Origin of the sequence: Streptomyces sp. NPDC007907 (assembly GCF_042959365.1) — a bacterium.
Classification (GTDB): domain Bacteria; phylum Actinomycetota; class Actinomycetes; order Streptomycetales; family Streptomycetaceae; genus Streptomyces; species Streptomyces indiaensis.
Genome location: NZ_JBIBKR010000006.1, coordinates 479,298 through 493,005, shown reverse-complemented (window position 1 = coordinate 493,005; position 13,708 = coordinate 479,298). Strand labels below are relative to the sequence as shown.

Annotated in this window: 12 protein-coding genes and 1 tRNA gene; 5 read left to right on the top strand and 8 right to left on the bottom strand. The window is 72.2% G+C overall.

From position 1 onward, the window contains the following. Positions 1-30 precede the first annotated feature (30 nt). The 3 genes from cysS (at position 31) to ACFZDI_RS26680 (ending at position 4,341) form a co-directional block, all read left to right on the top strand. Positions 31-1,428, top strand: coding sequence for a cysteine--tRNA ligase (cysS, locus tag ACFZDI_RS26690; RefSeq protein WP_391253782.1), 1,398 nt, complete (start codon positions 31-33; stop codon positions 1,426-1,428). Between the two features lie 109 nt (positions 1,429-1,537). Continuing rightward, positions 1,538-2,479, top strand: coding sequence for a 23S rRNA (guanosine(2251)-2'-O)-methyltransferase RlmB (gene rlmB, locus ACFZDI_RS26685; protein WP_234846602.1), 942 nt, complete (start codon positions 1,538-1,540; stop codon positions 2,477-2,479). A 128-nt stretch (positions 2,480-2,607) separates the two neighbouring features. Beyond that, positions 2,608-4,341: a DoxX family membrane protein gene (locus ACFZDI_RS26680; RefSeq protein ID WP_391253780.1), complete on the top strand. Its 1,734-nt coding sequence runs from the start codon at positions 2,608-2,610 to the stop codon at positions 4,339-4,341. Between the two features lie 198 nt (positions 4,342-4,539). Here ACFZDI_RS26680 and ACFZDI_RS26675 read toward each other — a convergent pair whose 3' ends face one another. The 4 genes from ACFZDI_RS26675 to ACFZDI_RS26660 all read right to left on the bottom strand — a co-directional run bounded on the left by ACFZDI_RS26675 (position 4,540) and on the right by ACFZDI_RS26660 (position 8,312). After that, positions 4,540-5,271 carry a nucleotidyltransferase family protein gene (locus ACFZDI_RS26675; RefSeq protein ID WP_361116544.1) on the bottom strand — a complete coding sequence of 244 codons (732 nt, stop codon included), beginning with the start codon at positions 5,269-5,271 and terminating at the stop codon, positions 4,540-4,542. 117 nt (positions 5,272-5,388) lie between these two features. After that, on the bottom strand, positions 5,389-5,838 hold the full coding sequence (locus tag ACFZDI_RS26670) for a hypothetical protein (protein WP_391253778.1): 450 nt from the start codon (positions 5,836-5,838) through the stop codon (positions 5,389-5,391). A 218-nt stretch (positions 5,839-6,056) separates the two neighbouring features. Continuing rightward, complete coding sequence (locus tag ACFZDI_RS26665) at positions 6,057-7,145, bottom strand: ABC transporter ATP-binding protein (protein ID WP_234846598.1); 1,089 nt, start codon at positions 7,143-7,145, stop codon at positions 6,057-6,059. Between the two features lie 198 nt (positions 7,146-7,343). Continuing rightward, positions 7,344-8,312, bottom strand: coding sequence for a WYL domain-containing protein (locus ACFZDI_RS26660; protein WP_391253776.1), 969 nt, complete (start codon positions 8,310-8,312; stop codon positions 7,344-7,346). Positions 8,313-8,444: 132 nt separating this feature from the next. Between ACFZDI_RS26660 and ACFZDI_RS26655 the strand changes: the two genes are divergently transcribed. Together ACFZDI_RS26655 and ACFZDI_RS26650 are read left to right on the top strand one after the other, a co-directional pair. Further along, positions 8,445-8,909 (top strand): DUF3224 domain-containing protein, encoded by a 465-nt coding sequence (locus tag ACFZDI_RS26655; RefSeq protein WP_234846596.1) that lies wholly within the window; start codon positions 8,445-8,447, stop codon positions 8,907-8,909. Between the two features lie 58 nt (positions 8,910-8,967). Continuing rightward, positions 8,968-9,041 (top strand) — tRNA-Thr (locus ACFZDI_RS26650). 157 nt (positions 9,042-9,198) lie between these two features. On the opposite strand, the gene ACFZDI_RS26645 is transcribed toward ACFZDI_RS26650, so the two are convergent. The 4 genes from ACFZDI_RS26645 to ACFZDI_RS26630 all read right to left on the bottom strand — a co-directional run bounded on the left by ACFZDI_RS26645 (position 9,199) and on the right by ACFZDI_RS26630 (position 13,656). Further along, positions 9,199-9,747 (bottom strand): hypothetical protein, encoded by a 549-nt coding sequence (locus ACFZDI_RS26645; RefSeq protein WP_391253774.1) that lies wholly within the window; start codon positions 9,745-9,747, stop codon positions 9,199-9,201. A 45-nt stretch (positions 9,748-9,792) separates the two neighbouring features. Then, entirely contained in the window at positions 9,793-10,737 is a 945-nt protein-coding gene (locus ACFZDI_RS26640) for an aminoglycoside phosphotransferase family protein (RefSeq protein WP_391253772.1), read from the bottom strand. A 55-nt stretch (positions 10,738-10,792) separates the two neighbouring features. After that, positions 10,793-12,295, bottom strand: a complete 1,503-nt coding sequence (locus ACFZDI_RS26635; RefSeq protein ID WP_391253770.1) for a DHA2 family efflux MFS transporter permease subunit — start codon at positions 12,293-12,295, stop codon at positions 10,793-10,795. A gap of 377 nt (positions 12,296-12,672) precedes the next feature. After that, positions 12,673-13,656, bottom strand: coding sequence for a zinc-binding dehydrogenase (locus ACFZDI_RS26630; protein WP_234846574.1), 984 nt, complete (start codon positions 13,654-13,656; stop codon positions 12,673-12,675). Between the last annotated feature and the right edge of the window lie 52 nt (positions 13,657-13,708).

The following is a 13,708-nucleotide window of genomic DNA, read 5'->3' as shown; positions in this document are numbered from 1 at the left end:
GCACACCCCGGGGCCCACTACCCTGGAGTGGTGACTATTCGCCTGTACGACACCAGCGCCCGGCAGATCCGTGACTTCTCCCCGCTCCGGCCGGGTTGTGTCTCGATCTACCTGTGCGGTGCCACCGTGCAGGCGGCCCCGCACATCGGGCACATCCGCTCCGGGCTGAACTTCGACATCATGCGCCGCTGGTTCGAGTACCGCGGCTACGACGTCACGTTCGTGCGGAACGTGACGGACATCGACGACAAGATCATCGCGAAGTCGGCCGAGCAGAGCCGCCCCTGGTGGGCCATCGGCTACGAGAACGAGCGCGCCTTCAACGACGGCTACACGGTGCTCGGTTGCCTGCCGCCCACCTACGAGCCGCGGGCCACCGGCCACATCACCGAGATGGTCGAGATGATGCGCGGCCTCATCGAGCGCGGGCACGCCTACGAGGCCGACGGCAGCGTCTACTTCGACGTCCGCTCCTGGCCCTCCTACCTGGAGCTGTCCCGGCAGGACCTCGACGAGATGCGGCAGCCCGCCGAGGAGGGCATCACCGGCAAGCGCGACCCGCGCGACTTCGCCATGTGGAAGGGCACCAAGCCCGGCGAGCCCGACTGGGAGACGCCGTGGGGACGCGGCCGGCCCGGCTGGCACCTGGAGTGCTCGGCCATGGCGCACAAGTACCTCGGCCCCGCCTTCGACATCCACGGCGGCGGCCTGGACCTGATCTTCCCGCACCACGAGAACGAGATCGCCCAGGCCAAGGCCTACGGCGACGAGTTCGCCCGGTACTGGGTGCACAACGCCTGGGTCACCATGAGCGGCGAGAAGATGTCCAAGTCGCTCGGCAACTCGGTCCTGGTCAGCGAGATGGTCAAGCGCTGGCGGCCCATCGTGCTGCGCTACTACCTCGGCACCCCGCACTACCGCTCGATGATCGAGTACAGCGAGGAGGCGCTGCGCGAGGCCGAGTCGGCGTTCGCGCGGATCGAGGGCTTCGTGCAGCGCGTGGTGGAGAAGGCCGGCGTCGTCGAGCCCGCCGCCGAGGTGCCGCTGGCCTTCGCCGAGGCCATGGACGACGACCTGGGCGTGCCGCAGGCCCTCGCCGTCGTGCACACCACGGTCCGGCAGGGCAACAGCGCGCTGGCCGCCGACGACAAGGAAGCCGCCGTGGCCCGGCTCGCCGAGGTCCGCGCGATGCTCGGCGTGCTCGGCCTCGACCCGCTCGACCCGCAGTGGGCCGGGGAGGGCGACCGCGGCCAGGACCTGCACGGCGTGGTCGACACGCTCGTGCGCATGGTCCTCGACCAGCGCGAGGCCGCCCGGGCCCGCAAGGACTGGCCCACCGCCGACGCCATCCGCGACCAGCTCGGCCAGTCCGGCCTGGTCATCGAGGACAGCCCGCAGGGCCCCCGCTGGAGCCTCGGCCCCCGCTAGGGCCCGGCCGCGGCCGGAAGATCGATTGTGCCGCCCGGGCCCCCGGGCGGCACACTTCATAGACGTACGCACTTCACCGCCTCACGGCGACAGCAGAGACAGGTAGGTCATGGCAGCCAACAACCGCCGCATGTCCGGCAAGAAGGGCGCGCAGGTCGGCAGTGGCGGCCAGCGGCGCAAGGGTCTCGAGGGCAAGGGCCCCACCCCGCCCGCCGAGATGCGCAAGGGACACAAGAAGAACCGCATCGCCAACGCCAAGGCGAAGCAGTCGGTGCGCCGGCCCGTGGCCCGCGGCCGCGGCGGCAAGGGCACGTCCGAGCTGGTCGTCGGACGCAACCCGGTCCTGGAGGCGCTGCGCGAGGGCGTCCCGGCCTCCACGCTCTACGTCCAGCAGTTCATCGACAACGACGAGCGGGTGCGCGAGGCCCTCCAGGTCGCCGCCGAGCGCGGCGGCATCAACCTCATGGAGGCCCCGCGTCCCGAGCTGGACCGGATGACCAACGGCCTCAACCACCAGGGCCTGGTCCTCCAGGTCCCGCCGTACGAGTACGCCCACCCCGAGGACCTGGCGGCCGCCGCCTACGACCACGGCGAGGACCCGCTGATCGTCGCCCTGGACGGCGTCACCGACCCGCGCAACCTCGGCGCGGTCGTCCGTTCCGTCTCCGCCTTCGGCGGTCACGGCGTCGTGGTCCCCGAGCGCCGCGCGGCCGGCATGACGGCCGGTGCCTGGAAGACGTCCGCCGGTACGGCGGCCCGCACCCCGGTCGCCCGCGCCACCAACCTGACCCGGGCCCTGGAGGCGTACAAGAAGGCCGGCATCACGGTCGTCGGCCTGGCCGCCGACGGCGAGGCGGACCTCGGTGAGCTCGCGGCGCTGGACGGCCCGCTCGTCATCGTCGTCGGCAGCGAGGGCAAGGGCCTGTCCCGGCTGGTCGGGGAGACCTGTGACGTCCGGGTGCGGATCCCGATGCCGGGCGGCGCCGAGTCGCTCAACGCCGGTGTGGCGGCGGGGATCGTGCTGTACGAGGCGGCCCGCCGACGGCGCTGAACAAGCGTCCGGAACTTCACCTGTACGGGGCAATTCCGGTGTCATCGGGGCGACGAGGGCAAGCTTGACGGGGTCCGGACAGATCCGGCGGGTCAAAGCAGTGTCCTAACGCGACGTCACTCGGTTAGATGAGTGTGGACACCAGAACACCCCGCACACCCACGGGGGACCGCTCGTCGGGACTCGACGACGCTCCCGCGCTGAGCATGGTGAAGGTGCCGAGCGACCCGGCGCAGGTCATCGTCAATCACGCGAGTTTCCGCGTGCTGTTGGGCGTATCGACGCGTCACGTCCAGTCCCCCCGGGTCGCACGGCATCTGACCGCCACCGAGGACACCGCCCGCATTCCCCAGGCGGGGGGAGGGGCGGACGGGGCCGGCGCCCGACGCCGACCCGTCGTCTGGAGTGGCAGATCCGCCCCCGACGACACCGGGGCACACCGGCTCCTTCAGGCCGTGCGGCACGAGAGCGTCCGCCACGCCGACGAGCCCGCCGCCGACGCCGGGGCCACCCAGGTCATCTCCCGCGTGGGCCCGGGCTACGACACGCCCGGGTACCAGGGCGTGGGCTACGGCGGCGACGGCTACGCGGGCGACGGCTACGAGGGCGACCTCGCCCAGACCGTCGAGACGCCGGTCGTCGGCCCGCAGCGCACCCACGAGCCCGCCGAAGGCACCCGGCTGCTGCCCCCCATGCGCACCGTCGGCAGCGCCTACGACGAGCAGGCCTACGACGAGCAGGGCTACGGCGATCCGGACTACGAGGACGGCGAGTTGGAGGAGTCCGCGACCGAAGCGGACGACACCGGACGCCGGGCCAAGCGGCGCGGCGACGACCCGGCCCGGCACGGCTACTACCCGGGCCGCTGGATGAACCTCGGTGTCGTCCTGCTCCCGCTGCGCGTCTTCCTCGGCTTCATCTCCATCTACGCCGGCATGGGCAAGCTGTGCGACCCCGTCTACTTCGAAGGCGGCAAGCGCGGCTCGATGGTCAAGTGGCTCAACACCCTGCACCCGTGGGAAGTGGCCGAGCCGCTGCGCCAGTTCGCCCTGGAGCACCCGGTCGGCGCCGGTCTGGTCATCGCCTTCGCGCAGGTCATCGTCGGCGTTCTGACGGTGCTGGGCTGCTGGCAGCGTGTCGCCGCCTGCCTGGGCGCCCTGCTGTCGGCCGCGCTGCTGGTGACGGTCAGCTGGAAGAGCGTCCCGGCCTACGAGACCCCCGACATCATCTACCTCGCCGCCTGGTCGCCGCTGATCATCGCCGGCGCCCCCGTCTACTCCGTCGACGGCCGCCTGGCCGGCAGCGCCTGGCGCCGGCTCGGCCCTCGCACCGACATCTGGGACCTGCGCCGCTACGTGCTGCGGCGCGGCGCCCTCGTCACCGCGATCGTCACCGGCATCACCCTGCTCGTCGGCTCGTTGCTCGGCGGTGCCGTCCGGGACGCCGACCGGGTCGTCGTCCCGGGCCCCGGCGAGGCCCCGCGCAACGAGCTGCCCGGCTCCCCGCTCCCGGGCGAGCCCGGCAAGCGCAAGGAGAAGCGGACCCCGTCGGCCTCCTCCTCCGCGCCCACCCAGGGAGCCACGGCCGGCTCGGCGAGCCCCAGCGCGGGCACCACGACCCGGCCCGACGCCACCCGCGACACCGGCACCGTCACCGGCGGATCCCCCAGCCAGACCCAGGGGACCACGGGCCAGGCACCGCCCCAGCAGACCGCCCCGGCCGACCAGGCCCCGAGCACCACGACCGGCCCCACGTCCGGCGGCGGCACGGCTACGGGCGGCACGGGCTCGACCGGCGGCACCGGCAGCGGAGGCTCTTCCTCCCCGGGCCGCTCGGGCCTGGTGGGCGGCCTCCTGGGCTGACACCCGACCAGCACACCAGAAGGCCCCGCATCAACAGATGCGGGGCCTTCTCACGCGTAAGGGGGCAACGTCCCCAAGGGGCTGCACGGATCAACGGGCTCGGAGGCCAACACCTCAAGGGGCGCGGGGAACTGCGCGACAAGCCACGACGAGCCCGCAGCCGAAGCACACCACGCCACGCCACGCCACCCGCCACGGCTACCGCTTCAGCGCCTCCAGCTCCTTCGCCGCCTCGGTCAGATCCTTCGCCGTGTCGATGGCCCGCCAGTACGCCCCCTGCGGGATCGTGAACCCGGCCAGCCGCCGCTCACGCGCCAGATGCGGGAACGTCGTCCGCTCATGGTCACCCCGGTGCGGCAGCAGCCCGGCGAACTCGGGGGAGAAGACGTACACACCGGCGTTGATCTCGAAGGTCGACGGCGGTGCCTCGATAAAGTCGGTGATCCGCCCGAAACCGTCGGTCTGCACCGCACCCCACGGCAGCCGGGGCCGCGCCAGCGCCAGCGTCGCGACGGCGTCCCGCTCGGCGTGGAAGTCGGCCATGTCCCGCAGCGAGAACCGCGTCCAGATGTCGCCGTTCGTCGCGTACCAGGGCTGGTCGGGGTGCGGGAGGTGAGCCGCGGCGTACTTGAGGCCGCCGCCGCGCCCGAGCGGCTCCGGCTCGACGACCGTCGTGACGGAGACGGGCAACTCGGCCGTCTCGAGCCACTTCTGCAGCACCTCGGCGAGATGACCGCAGGACACGACGACGTCCGTCACACCCTCGTCGGCGAGCCAGGACAGCTGATGGCCGATGATCGGCGTCCCCGTCCCGGGGATCTCGACCATCGGCTTGGGCCGGTCGTCGGTGTACGGACGCAGCCGGGAGCCCTGGCCACCGGCCAGAACGACGGCTTGAACGGGGCGGGACGCGGCGCTCGGATCGCTCATGAGAACGAACTGTACGTGGCGTCCCGCCCGGGACAGCGGCTGACGACCGTTCCCGTGTCAGCCGTGGTGGACGTCCCGCACGGTGGCGGGGCGGTATGCGCGGGCAGGGTGGTGCGCTCAGCGGTGCGCGGCGGCGACGCCGGTGGCGAAGGCCGTGTCACAGACCGGGCGCGCGTAGGACTGCGCGCGGGTCGGGCCGTAGACCCGGACGGCGGCCTGGCCGAGCGCGCGGGCGATGGACGCGCAGTGCTTCGCCAGGGCGGGGCGGCCGTTCACGGCTTGCTGGAGGTGGGTGAGGGCGACGCCCGGGTCCTCCTCCTGCAGTTCGGTCAGCAGCTTGTCGCGCAGGACGTCCTGGGGGGCGCGCTTGGCGGCCCGCGGGGTGCCCACGGAGGCGTCGGCGGCGGTGAGCACCGGGTCCGTGGAGTTCCCCGACCAGTTGACCCGGGTGACCGCCAGGGTCCCGGAGAGCACCAGGACGACGGGCAGGACGAAAGCGAGGGTGCGGCCGATCCGGCGGGCGGGGCCCCGGCCGCGTCGCGTCTGTTGGTTCATGGAGTGCTTCACGCGTGTGAGGGTAGCGCCCGGTAATGGTTTGTAGACATTTAGTCACCGGTTCGGGGGATGAGAGAGTGCCACTTTCCGGGTAGTGCGTTGACGCACAGCGCTCGAAACGTCCGGTCTGCCGGGGTATTTGTCGACAACGTGAAGGGCCCCGCAGCACGCTGCGGGGCCCTCTTCGTCAATCTGGGTGATTCACCCGGGATGGTGCGCTCGCTGGTTGATCAGTCGGACAGGCGCGCACCGGTCGACGTCGAGAACACGTGGGTCTCGCCGGAGCGGGGCACGATGTGCAGCTGGCTGCCCTTCTCCGGGACGTCACGGCCGCTGACGCGGACGACGAGGTCCTTGGACTCGTCGCCGACCGTGGCGGTGCCGTAGACGTACGCGTCGGCGCCGAGCTCCTCGACGACGTTGACGGTGACCGCGAGGCCCAGGTCGGACTCCGGGCCGGCCACGTCGAAGTGCTCGGGGCGGACGCCGACGGTGACGGTCTTGTCGGTGGCGGCGGCGATCGCGTCGCGCTGCACCGGCACGACGGACTTGCCGAACTTGACGCCGCCGTCGGTGATCGGCACCTCGACGAGGTTCATCGCCGGGGAGCCGATGAAGCCGGCCACGAAGAGGTTGGCGGGCTTGTCGTACATGTTGCGCGGGGTGTCGATCTGCTGGAGCAGACCGTCCTTGAGGACCGCCACCCGGTCGCCCATCGTCATGGCCTCGACCTGGTCGTGGGTGACGTAGACGGTGGTGATGCCCAGGCGGCGCTGGAGGCTCGCGATCTGCGTACGGGTGGAGACACGGAGCTTGGCGTCCAGGTTGGACAGCGGCTCGTCCATGAGGAACACCTGGGGCTCACGGACGATGGCGCGGCCCATGGCGACACGCTGGCGCTGACCACCGGAGAGGGCCTTCGGCTTGCGGTCCAGGTACTCGGTGAGGTCGAGGATCTTCGCGGCCTCCTCGACCTTCTGCCGGATCTCCGCCTTGTTGACGCCGGCGATCTTGAGCGCGAAGCCCATGTTGTCGGCGACCGTCATGTGCGGGTAGAGCGCGTAGTTCTGGAACACCATGGCGATGTCCCGGTCCTTGGGCGGCAGGTGGGTGACGTCGCGGTCGCCGATGCGGATGGCGCCGGCGTTGACGTCCTCGAGCCCCGCGAGCATGCGGAGCGAGGTGGACTTGCCGCAGCCGGAGGGGCCGACGAGGACGAGGAACTCGCCGTCCTCGATGTCGATCTCCAGCGCGTCGACGGCGGGCTTGGTGGAACCCGGGTAGATCCGGGTCGCCTTGTCGAACTGCACAGTGGCCATGGTGAATGAACCCCTTCTACCGGCAGGAACGTGCCGGACGATCCGAGTAGGAAGGCGGTGCCACGACGGTGATCCCGTTGTGGTGTAGTCCACGCGTGTGAACTGGCTCAGGACGGTACCTGGCGTTCACACGTATGTCAGCAGTTCCGGCCCTGTGAACTTCGCGGAAATTTTCGAAGCGGCCCGATCTCTTGCGTGTCACTCCCGCCCGTAGCGGCGGGCCAGGGCCGCCACCGCCCGGGCGACGGCCTGCCGCAGCTCGGGCGGACCGAGCACCTCGGCCTCGGGGCCCAGCCGCAGCAGATCGCCGACGGCCACGGCCTCCGTCTCCACACTCAGCTCCACCTCGGTCCAGCCGTCCGCGTCCGGTGCGCTCGCGCTCTCCAGGGCGCGTACGCCCGCCGCACCGAACTGCATCGGCAGCAGCTTCTGCCCGCGCGGTGAGAGCCGCACCCGGGCGGTGCCCTCCCGCAGGGCGGCCTCCAGGTGCCGGGAGGACGTCTCCCAGTAGGCGGCCAGGTCGAACCCGGCGGGGCGGTCGAACAGCTCGCCCGTCTCCGCCACGGACAGCACGCGCGAGACCCGGTAGGTCCGTACGGCCCCCTCCGCCAGGGCGACCAGGTACCAGATGCCGCCCTTCAGGACGAGCCCCAGCGGCCGCACCTCCCGGTGGATCTCGCCGCGCCAGCGCCGGTAGTGCAGCCGCAGCACCCGCCGCTCCCACACGGCCGCCGCCACGGCCTCCAGACACGGCACCGGGTCGGCCTCCCGGAACCAGGCGGGCGCGTCCAGGTGGAACCGCTCCTGGACCCGGCGCGCCTGCCCGGACAGCTCCGCCGGCAGGGCCGCCTGGACCTTCAGCTGAGCGCTGGCCAGGACCGCCCCCAGCCCCAGGTCCCGGGCGGGCCCGGGCATCCCGGCGAGGAACAGTGAACCGGCCTCGGCGTCGGTGAGACCGGTCAGCCGGGTCCGGTATCCGTCGACCAGCCGGTAGCCGCCCTCGGGCCCCCGGTCGGCGCACACGGGCACACCGGCCGCCCCCAGCGCCTCGACGTCCCGGTAGACCGTCCGCACCGACACCTCCAGCTCGGCGGCGAGCTCGGGTGCGGTCATCCGCCCGCGGTTCTGGAGCAGCAGGAGCAGGGAGAGGAGCCGGTCGGCGCGCATGGGGGCATTGTCGCGGCGTACGAGGCATACCTGACAGGGGATGTCAGGTACGGCGTCCAGGCTGGGGGAGCACATCGAGGCACATCGAGGTCATCGAGGCACACCGACGAGCGGCCGACCGAAAGGACCACCATGTCCGGCACCCGCACCACCGCCGCCACCACCACCGGAAACTTCACCTTCGCCGACTGGCGGGAACGCGTGATCGGCCCCGCCGAGGACGCGACCCCCCGCCTCGCGCACGCGTCCGTCCGGAACACCTTCACGGGCGGCATCGAGGCGGCCGGGACGACGTGTGAGTACGCGATCGTCTACGTCACCGCGAAGACCGGCTCCTTCAGCGGCATGGAACTCCTCACCGGCCGCGTCGACGGCCGTGAGGGGAGTTTCGCGGTGGAGGAGCGGGGGTGGTTCGGCGAGGACGGCACCGTGCACTGCACCTTCGAGGTGGTGCCGGGCTCGGGCAGCGGCGAGCTGACCGGCCTCACGGGGGAGGGCGGCTTCACCGCACGGCACGGCGAGACGGCGGTGCCGTACCGCTTCGCCTACGACCTGGAGGAGACCCCCGACGGCACGGAACTTCGTGGCTCGGCGTAACGGGCTCTGTGTACAGTGGTGCCGCCCCTCACGCGCGGCAACGCGCGACACGGCACCCGCCTCCTTAGCTCAGCTGGCCAGAGCAACGCACTTGTAATGCGTAGGTCGTCGGTTCGAATCCGACAGGGGGCTCTGCTGAACCCCAGGTCGGATGTGCTCTGACCTGGGGTTTTGTCGTCAGTGGGGGTGCGGCGGCGCCGTGCGCGACCGCGCGGCGGGCGCCGGTCCCGGTTGTGGTTCCACGGGGGCAGTCGCCGCCTTTGGGCGAGGGTGCTCCGGCCGTCGGGCCTCAGGGCGGCAATTGGCGTGACAGTTGCTCGATGCGTTCGAGGAGTCTCACGTTGAGTGCTGCTCGGAGGTCCTTGATGTGGGCGATTCGTCTGGAGAAGTCCGGGATGGCTGCTCCGGGGCCGGGGCTGCGGATGATGTGGGAGCGGATCTCCCAGGAGAGATCCTGCAGTTGGTCGAAGATCCGCGCGGAGAGATCCTCCACTTCACGGGAGGGGTCTGCCGTCGGGCTCGGGGGCTGGTAGCCCGCGGAAGCCGCTCCCGTGCTGGTGCTCATGAGCTCGTCGTCGAAGCGGTCCAGGTCGACGTCCCGGCCCGCTTCGAGGCTCTGGTGGACACGGAGCAGGACGTCGAACCAGGCCCGCCCCGTGGTCCGCAGCCGGGTGAGCCGGCTGATCTCCTCGCGGAGGAGACGCTCGTGGAAGGCCCGCTCCTCGTCCCGGGACTGATGCCGTCGCTGAAGCATCGGTACCCAGACGGCGGCTGCGGCTCCGATCACGGCCCCGCCCAGCCCGGTGACCAGAGGGACCACGGTGGATGCGTCAGTCATGGAGACGCCCTACCCGGCGAGCGGCCCGAAGCCGACGCGCGCCCTTCACCGTCCGCGCCGGGACGCCCGGGTTCCGGCCCTTCCCAGTCGGCGGGCGATCTCCAGCTGGGCGTCGTCGACCGGGCGGCCGTCCTCGATGTCCCACAGGGTGTTCTGGAGGAGGCGGGCGAGGGTCCAGGCGTGGGCCCGGGCGCGGTCCAGGGCGAGGATGTCGGTCATGGCGTCGAAGCGCCAGAGGATGTCCTCGGGGTCGTAGCGGTTGTCGAGGGCGGGCCACAGTTCGAAGCCGGGGTCGCCGGCGAGCGGCTTGGGGTCGATCGCGAGCCAGGGGGCGCGGTCGGAGGCGAGGACGTTCTCGTCGTGCAGGTCCCAGTGCAGGAGGCGGTCGCCCGGCTCGTCCGCGACCTCGCGCAGCGCGGCCGCGCAGTCGGAGACCAGGCGACGGGCCTCCGGGTCGGGGATGCGGGCCAGGGCCCGGGGGGTCCGGTCGAGCATGCCCCGGGCGATGTCGCCGAGGCTGCGCAGACCGGGCGGGGCCTGGAAGGACGTGAGGTGGGCCAGGAGCTCGGCGATGGTGACCACGGCCTCGTGGGCGTGAGGCACGTGGGCCAGCATGCGCGTCTCGTCGAGGCGCTCCAGCAGCATGGTGCCGGTGAACTCGTCGTGGTCGAGGAGACGGACGGCCCCGTCGCCGCCCCAGGCGCGCAGCGCCACCGGCTCGCCCGCGCTCTCCTCGTCGAGGACCTGGAGCTTGAGGACCGCCGGCATGCCGTCGCCGCGGACGACCGGCAGGACCAGGGCGGAGACGCCGTGCATGGGCGGTCCGTCGAGGCTGAGGTCCCAGTGGTCGAGGAAGTGGGCCGTCTGCTCGGGCAGTCCGGCGATGAACGCGCGGCCCGCCTCGCCGTTGAACTTCTCCTGTGACGCCGCCAGTTCCCGGGGAATGTCGATCACTTCCGGCACGGTAGTGCGGCGCGCCGGGTGCGGCATACGAATTTCGCGGGGCGCATTTCGCGGGGCGTTTTTCGCGGGGCGTTCCGGTTCTTCAGGTCACCTGTTCCGGTACGGGTGCGTCCGCCGCCGCGCCGTGTCCGGGGGCCTTCGTCGTGACCATCAGGCCCGCGATCAGCCCGGCCAGCAGCATGATGCCTGCGGCCCACCAGAGGGCGACGGTGTAGCCGTGGACGACGCCCTCCCGCATCACCCGGGTGCGGTCGGACGGGTCGGTGAGGTGGGCCGTGACGTACGTGGCGGTGCTGGTCGTCGCGATGGTGTTGAGAAGGGCCGTGCCGATGGAGCCGCCGACCTGCTGCGAGGTGTTGACGGTCGCCGAGGTCACGCCGGAGTCGTGCGGCGCGACCCCCGCCGTCGCGGTGGCGAAGACCGGCATGAACGTCAGGCCCATCCCGAGGCCGAGCAGCAGCAGCGCGGGCAGGATCTCCGACGCGTACGACGAGTGCGTCGTCATCCGGGTCAGCAGCACCATGCCGCCGGCCGCCAGGACCATGCCGGGGACCATCAGCATGCGAGGGGGCACCCGTTGGAGCAGCCGGGCGGAGATCTGGGTCGAGCCGATGATGATCGCGGCCGTCAGGGGCAGGAAGGCCAGGCCGGTCTTGACGGGGGAGTACTCGAGCACGGCCTGGAGGTAGTACGTCATGAAGAGGAACAGGCCGAACATGCCGATCACGGCCAGCGCCATGGTCAGGAAACAGCCGGCCCGGTTGCGGTCCCGGACGATGTGCAGCGGCAGCAGTGGCATGGGCGCCCGGGACTGCCACCAGACGAACACGACGAGCAGCAGGATCCCGGCGGCGAACAGCGCCAGCACCATGGGGTCCGTCCAGCCGCGGGACTCGGCCTCGCTGAAGCCGTAGACGATCGCCACGAGGCCGCCGCAGCCGAGCAGGACGCCGGGGACGTCGAGGCGGGCGCCGGCACGGCCGGGGCGGTCGTGCAGCAGGGCGAGCGCGCCGAGGACGGCGACGAGGGCGATGGGCACGTTGACGTAGAGGCACCAGCGCCAGTCCAGGTACTCGGTGAGGAGCCCGCCGACGATGAAGCCGATCGCGGCGCCGCTGCCGGCCAGGGCGCCGTAGATGCCGAAGGCTCTGCCGCGCTCCTTCGGGTCGGTGAACGTCGTGGTCAGCAGGGACAGCGCGGAGGGTGCCAGGACCGCGGCGAAGGCGCCCTGGAGGGCCCGGGCGCCGAAGAGCATGCCCGCGTTGATGGCGGCGCCGCCGAGCGCGGAGGCGGCGGCGAAACCGACCAGCCCGGCGACGAAGGTCCGTTTGCGGCCCACCAGGTCGGCGATCCGGCCGCCCAGCAGGAGGAGTCCGCCGAAGGCGAGGGTGTACGCGGTGATCACCCATTGCCGGTTGCCGTCGGACATGCCGAGGTCGCGCTGCGCGGAGGGCAGGGCGATGTTCACGATGGTCGCGTCGAGTACGACCATCAGCTGTGCCAGGGCGATGACGACCAGGCCCCACCAGCGGCGCGGGTCGGTGTCCACGGAGGGGCCCTCTTCGCCGGTCCGGGTGACACTCATCCCGCCAGAAGACCACGGTTCGGGGTGGCCTGCACCCGCGGAAGCCCCGCGGAATCCCCGCGAAATGGTCGCCACAGGCGGGTGCCGGATCAGGGATCGCCGGGGTGCGGGTGGCCGGGTGACGGATCGGCGAGGTGGGGCTGTCGGGTCACGGATCGCCGCGGTGGGGGTGCCGGGTCAGGGATCGGCGAGGTGGGGCTGCCGGGTGACGGATCGCCGCGGTGGGGGTGCCGGGTCAGGGATCGCCGCCGTGCGGTGCCGGGGCACACGCCGACGCCGTCGTAGGAGTGGCCCGCATGCGTGGAACCCCGGTCGCCGCCGTCGGGGTGCCGTCGGGGTGGCCCGCATGCGTGCCCCCCGGCCGCTGTCGCTTCGCCTCACGGCTCCAGTACCACCTTTCCGATCGTCCCCCTGCTCTCCAGCGCCCGGTGTGCCGCCGCCGCCTCGCGGAGCGGGAAGCGTTGTACCGCCGGGGTGAGGCGGCCGGCCGCGGCCTCCGTGAGGGCGCGTAGTTCGAGGGTGCGGACGGGGTCGGTGCCGCCGGCCTTCCCCAGCATCACCGGGCCGAGGACCTGCTCGGAGACGCCGTCGACGAGGTAGGGGCCGCCCTCGCGGATGCCCTCGCCGGACCAGCCGAAGACGATGTGCCGGCCGCCCGGGCCGAGGAGGGCGACCGCCTCGCGGGCGATGTCCCCGCCGACGCCGTCGAAGACGACGGTCGCGGCCCGGCCGCCGAGGTGGGCGCGGACCTTCGCGGGCCAGGCGGGGTCCTTGTAGTCGACGGCGAGATCCGCACCCGCCGCCTCCACCCGGGCGGTCTTCTCCGGCCCGCCCGCGAGGCCCACGACGGTCGCGCCGGCGTTCTTGGCGTACTGCACGAGAAGCGTGCCGATGCCTCCGGCGGCGGCCGGGACGACGACCACGGACTCGGGGCCGAGCTCGGCGAACTGCAGGATCCCCATCGCCGTACGACCCGTGCCGATCATGGCGACGGCCTCGGCGAAGTCCAGGTTGCCGGGGATCTCGTGCAGGCGCTCGACCTCGGTGACGGCCAGTTCCGCGTAACCGCCGGGGACGAAGCCGAGGTGGGCGACGACCCGCTTTCCGAGCCACAGGTCGGCGACGCCCTCGCCCAGCGACTCGACGACCCCGGCGACCTCGCGGCCGGGGACGGTGGGCAGGGCCGCCGGCTCGTTCGCCGGGCCGCCCGGCATGCCCTCGCGCAGGGCGGCGTCCAGGAGGTGGACGCCCGCCGCGCGTACGGCGATGCGCACCTGGCCGGGGCCCGGGCGGGGGTCCTCGACCGGCTCGTAGGTGAGGTTCTCGGCCGGGCCGAAGGCGTGCAGGCGGATGGCGTGCATGACGACTCCTCTGGTGAACGTCGGCTCTCTGGTGGGGCGTTCGCTGCGACCA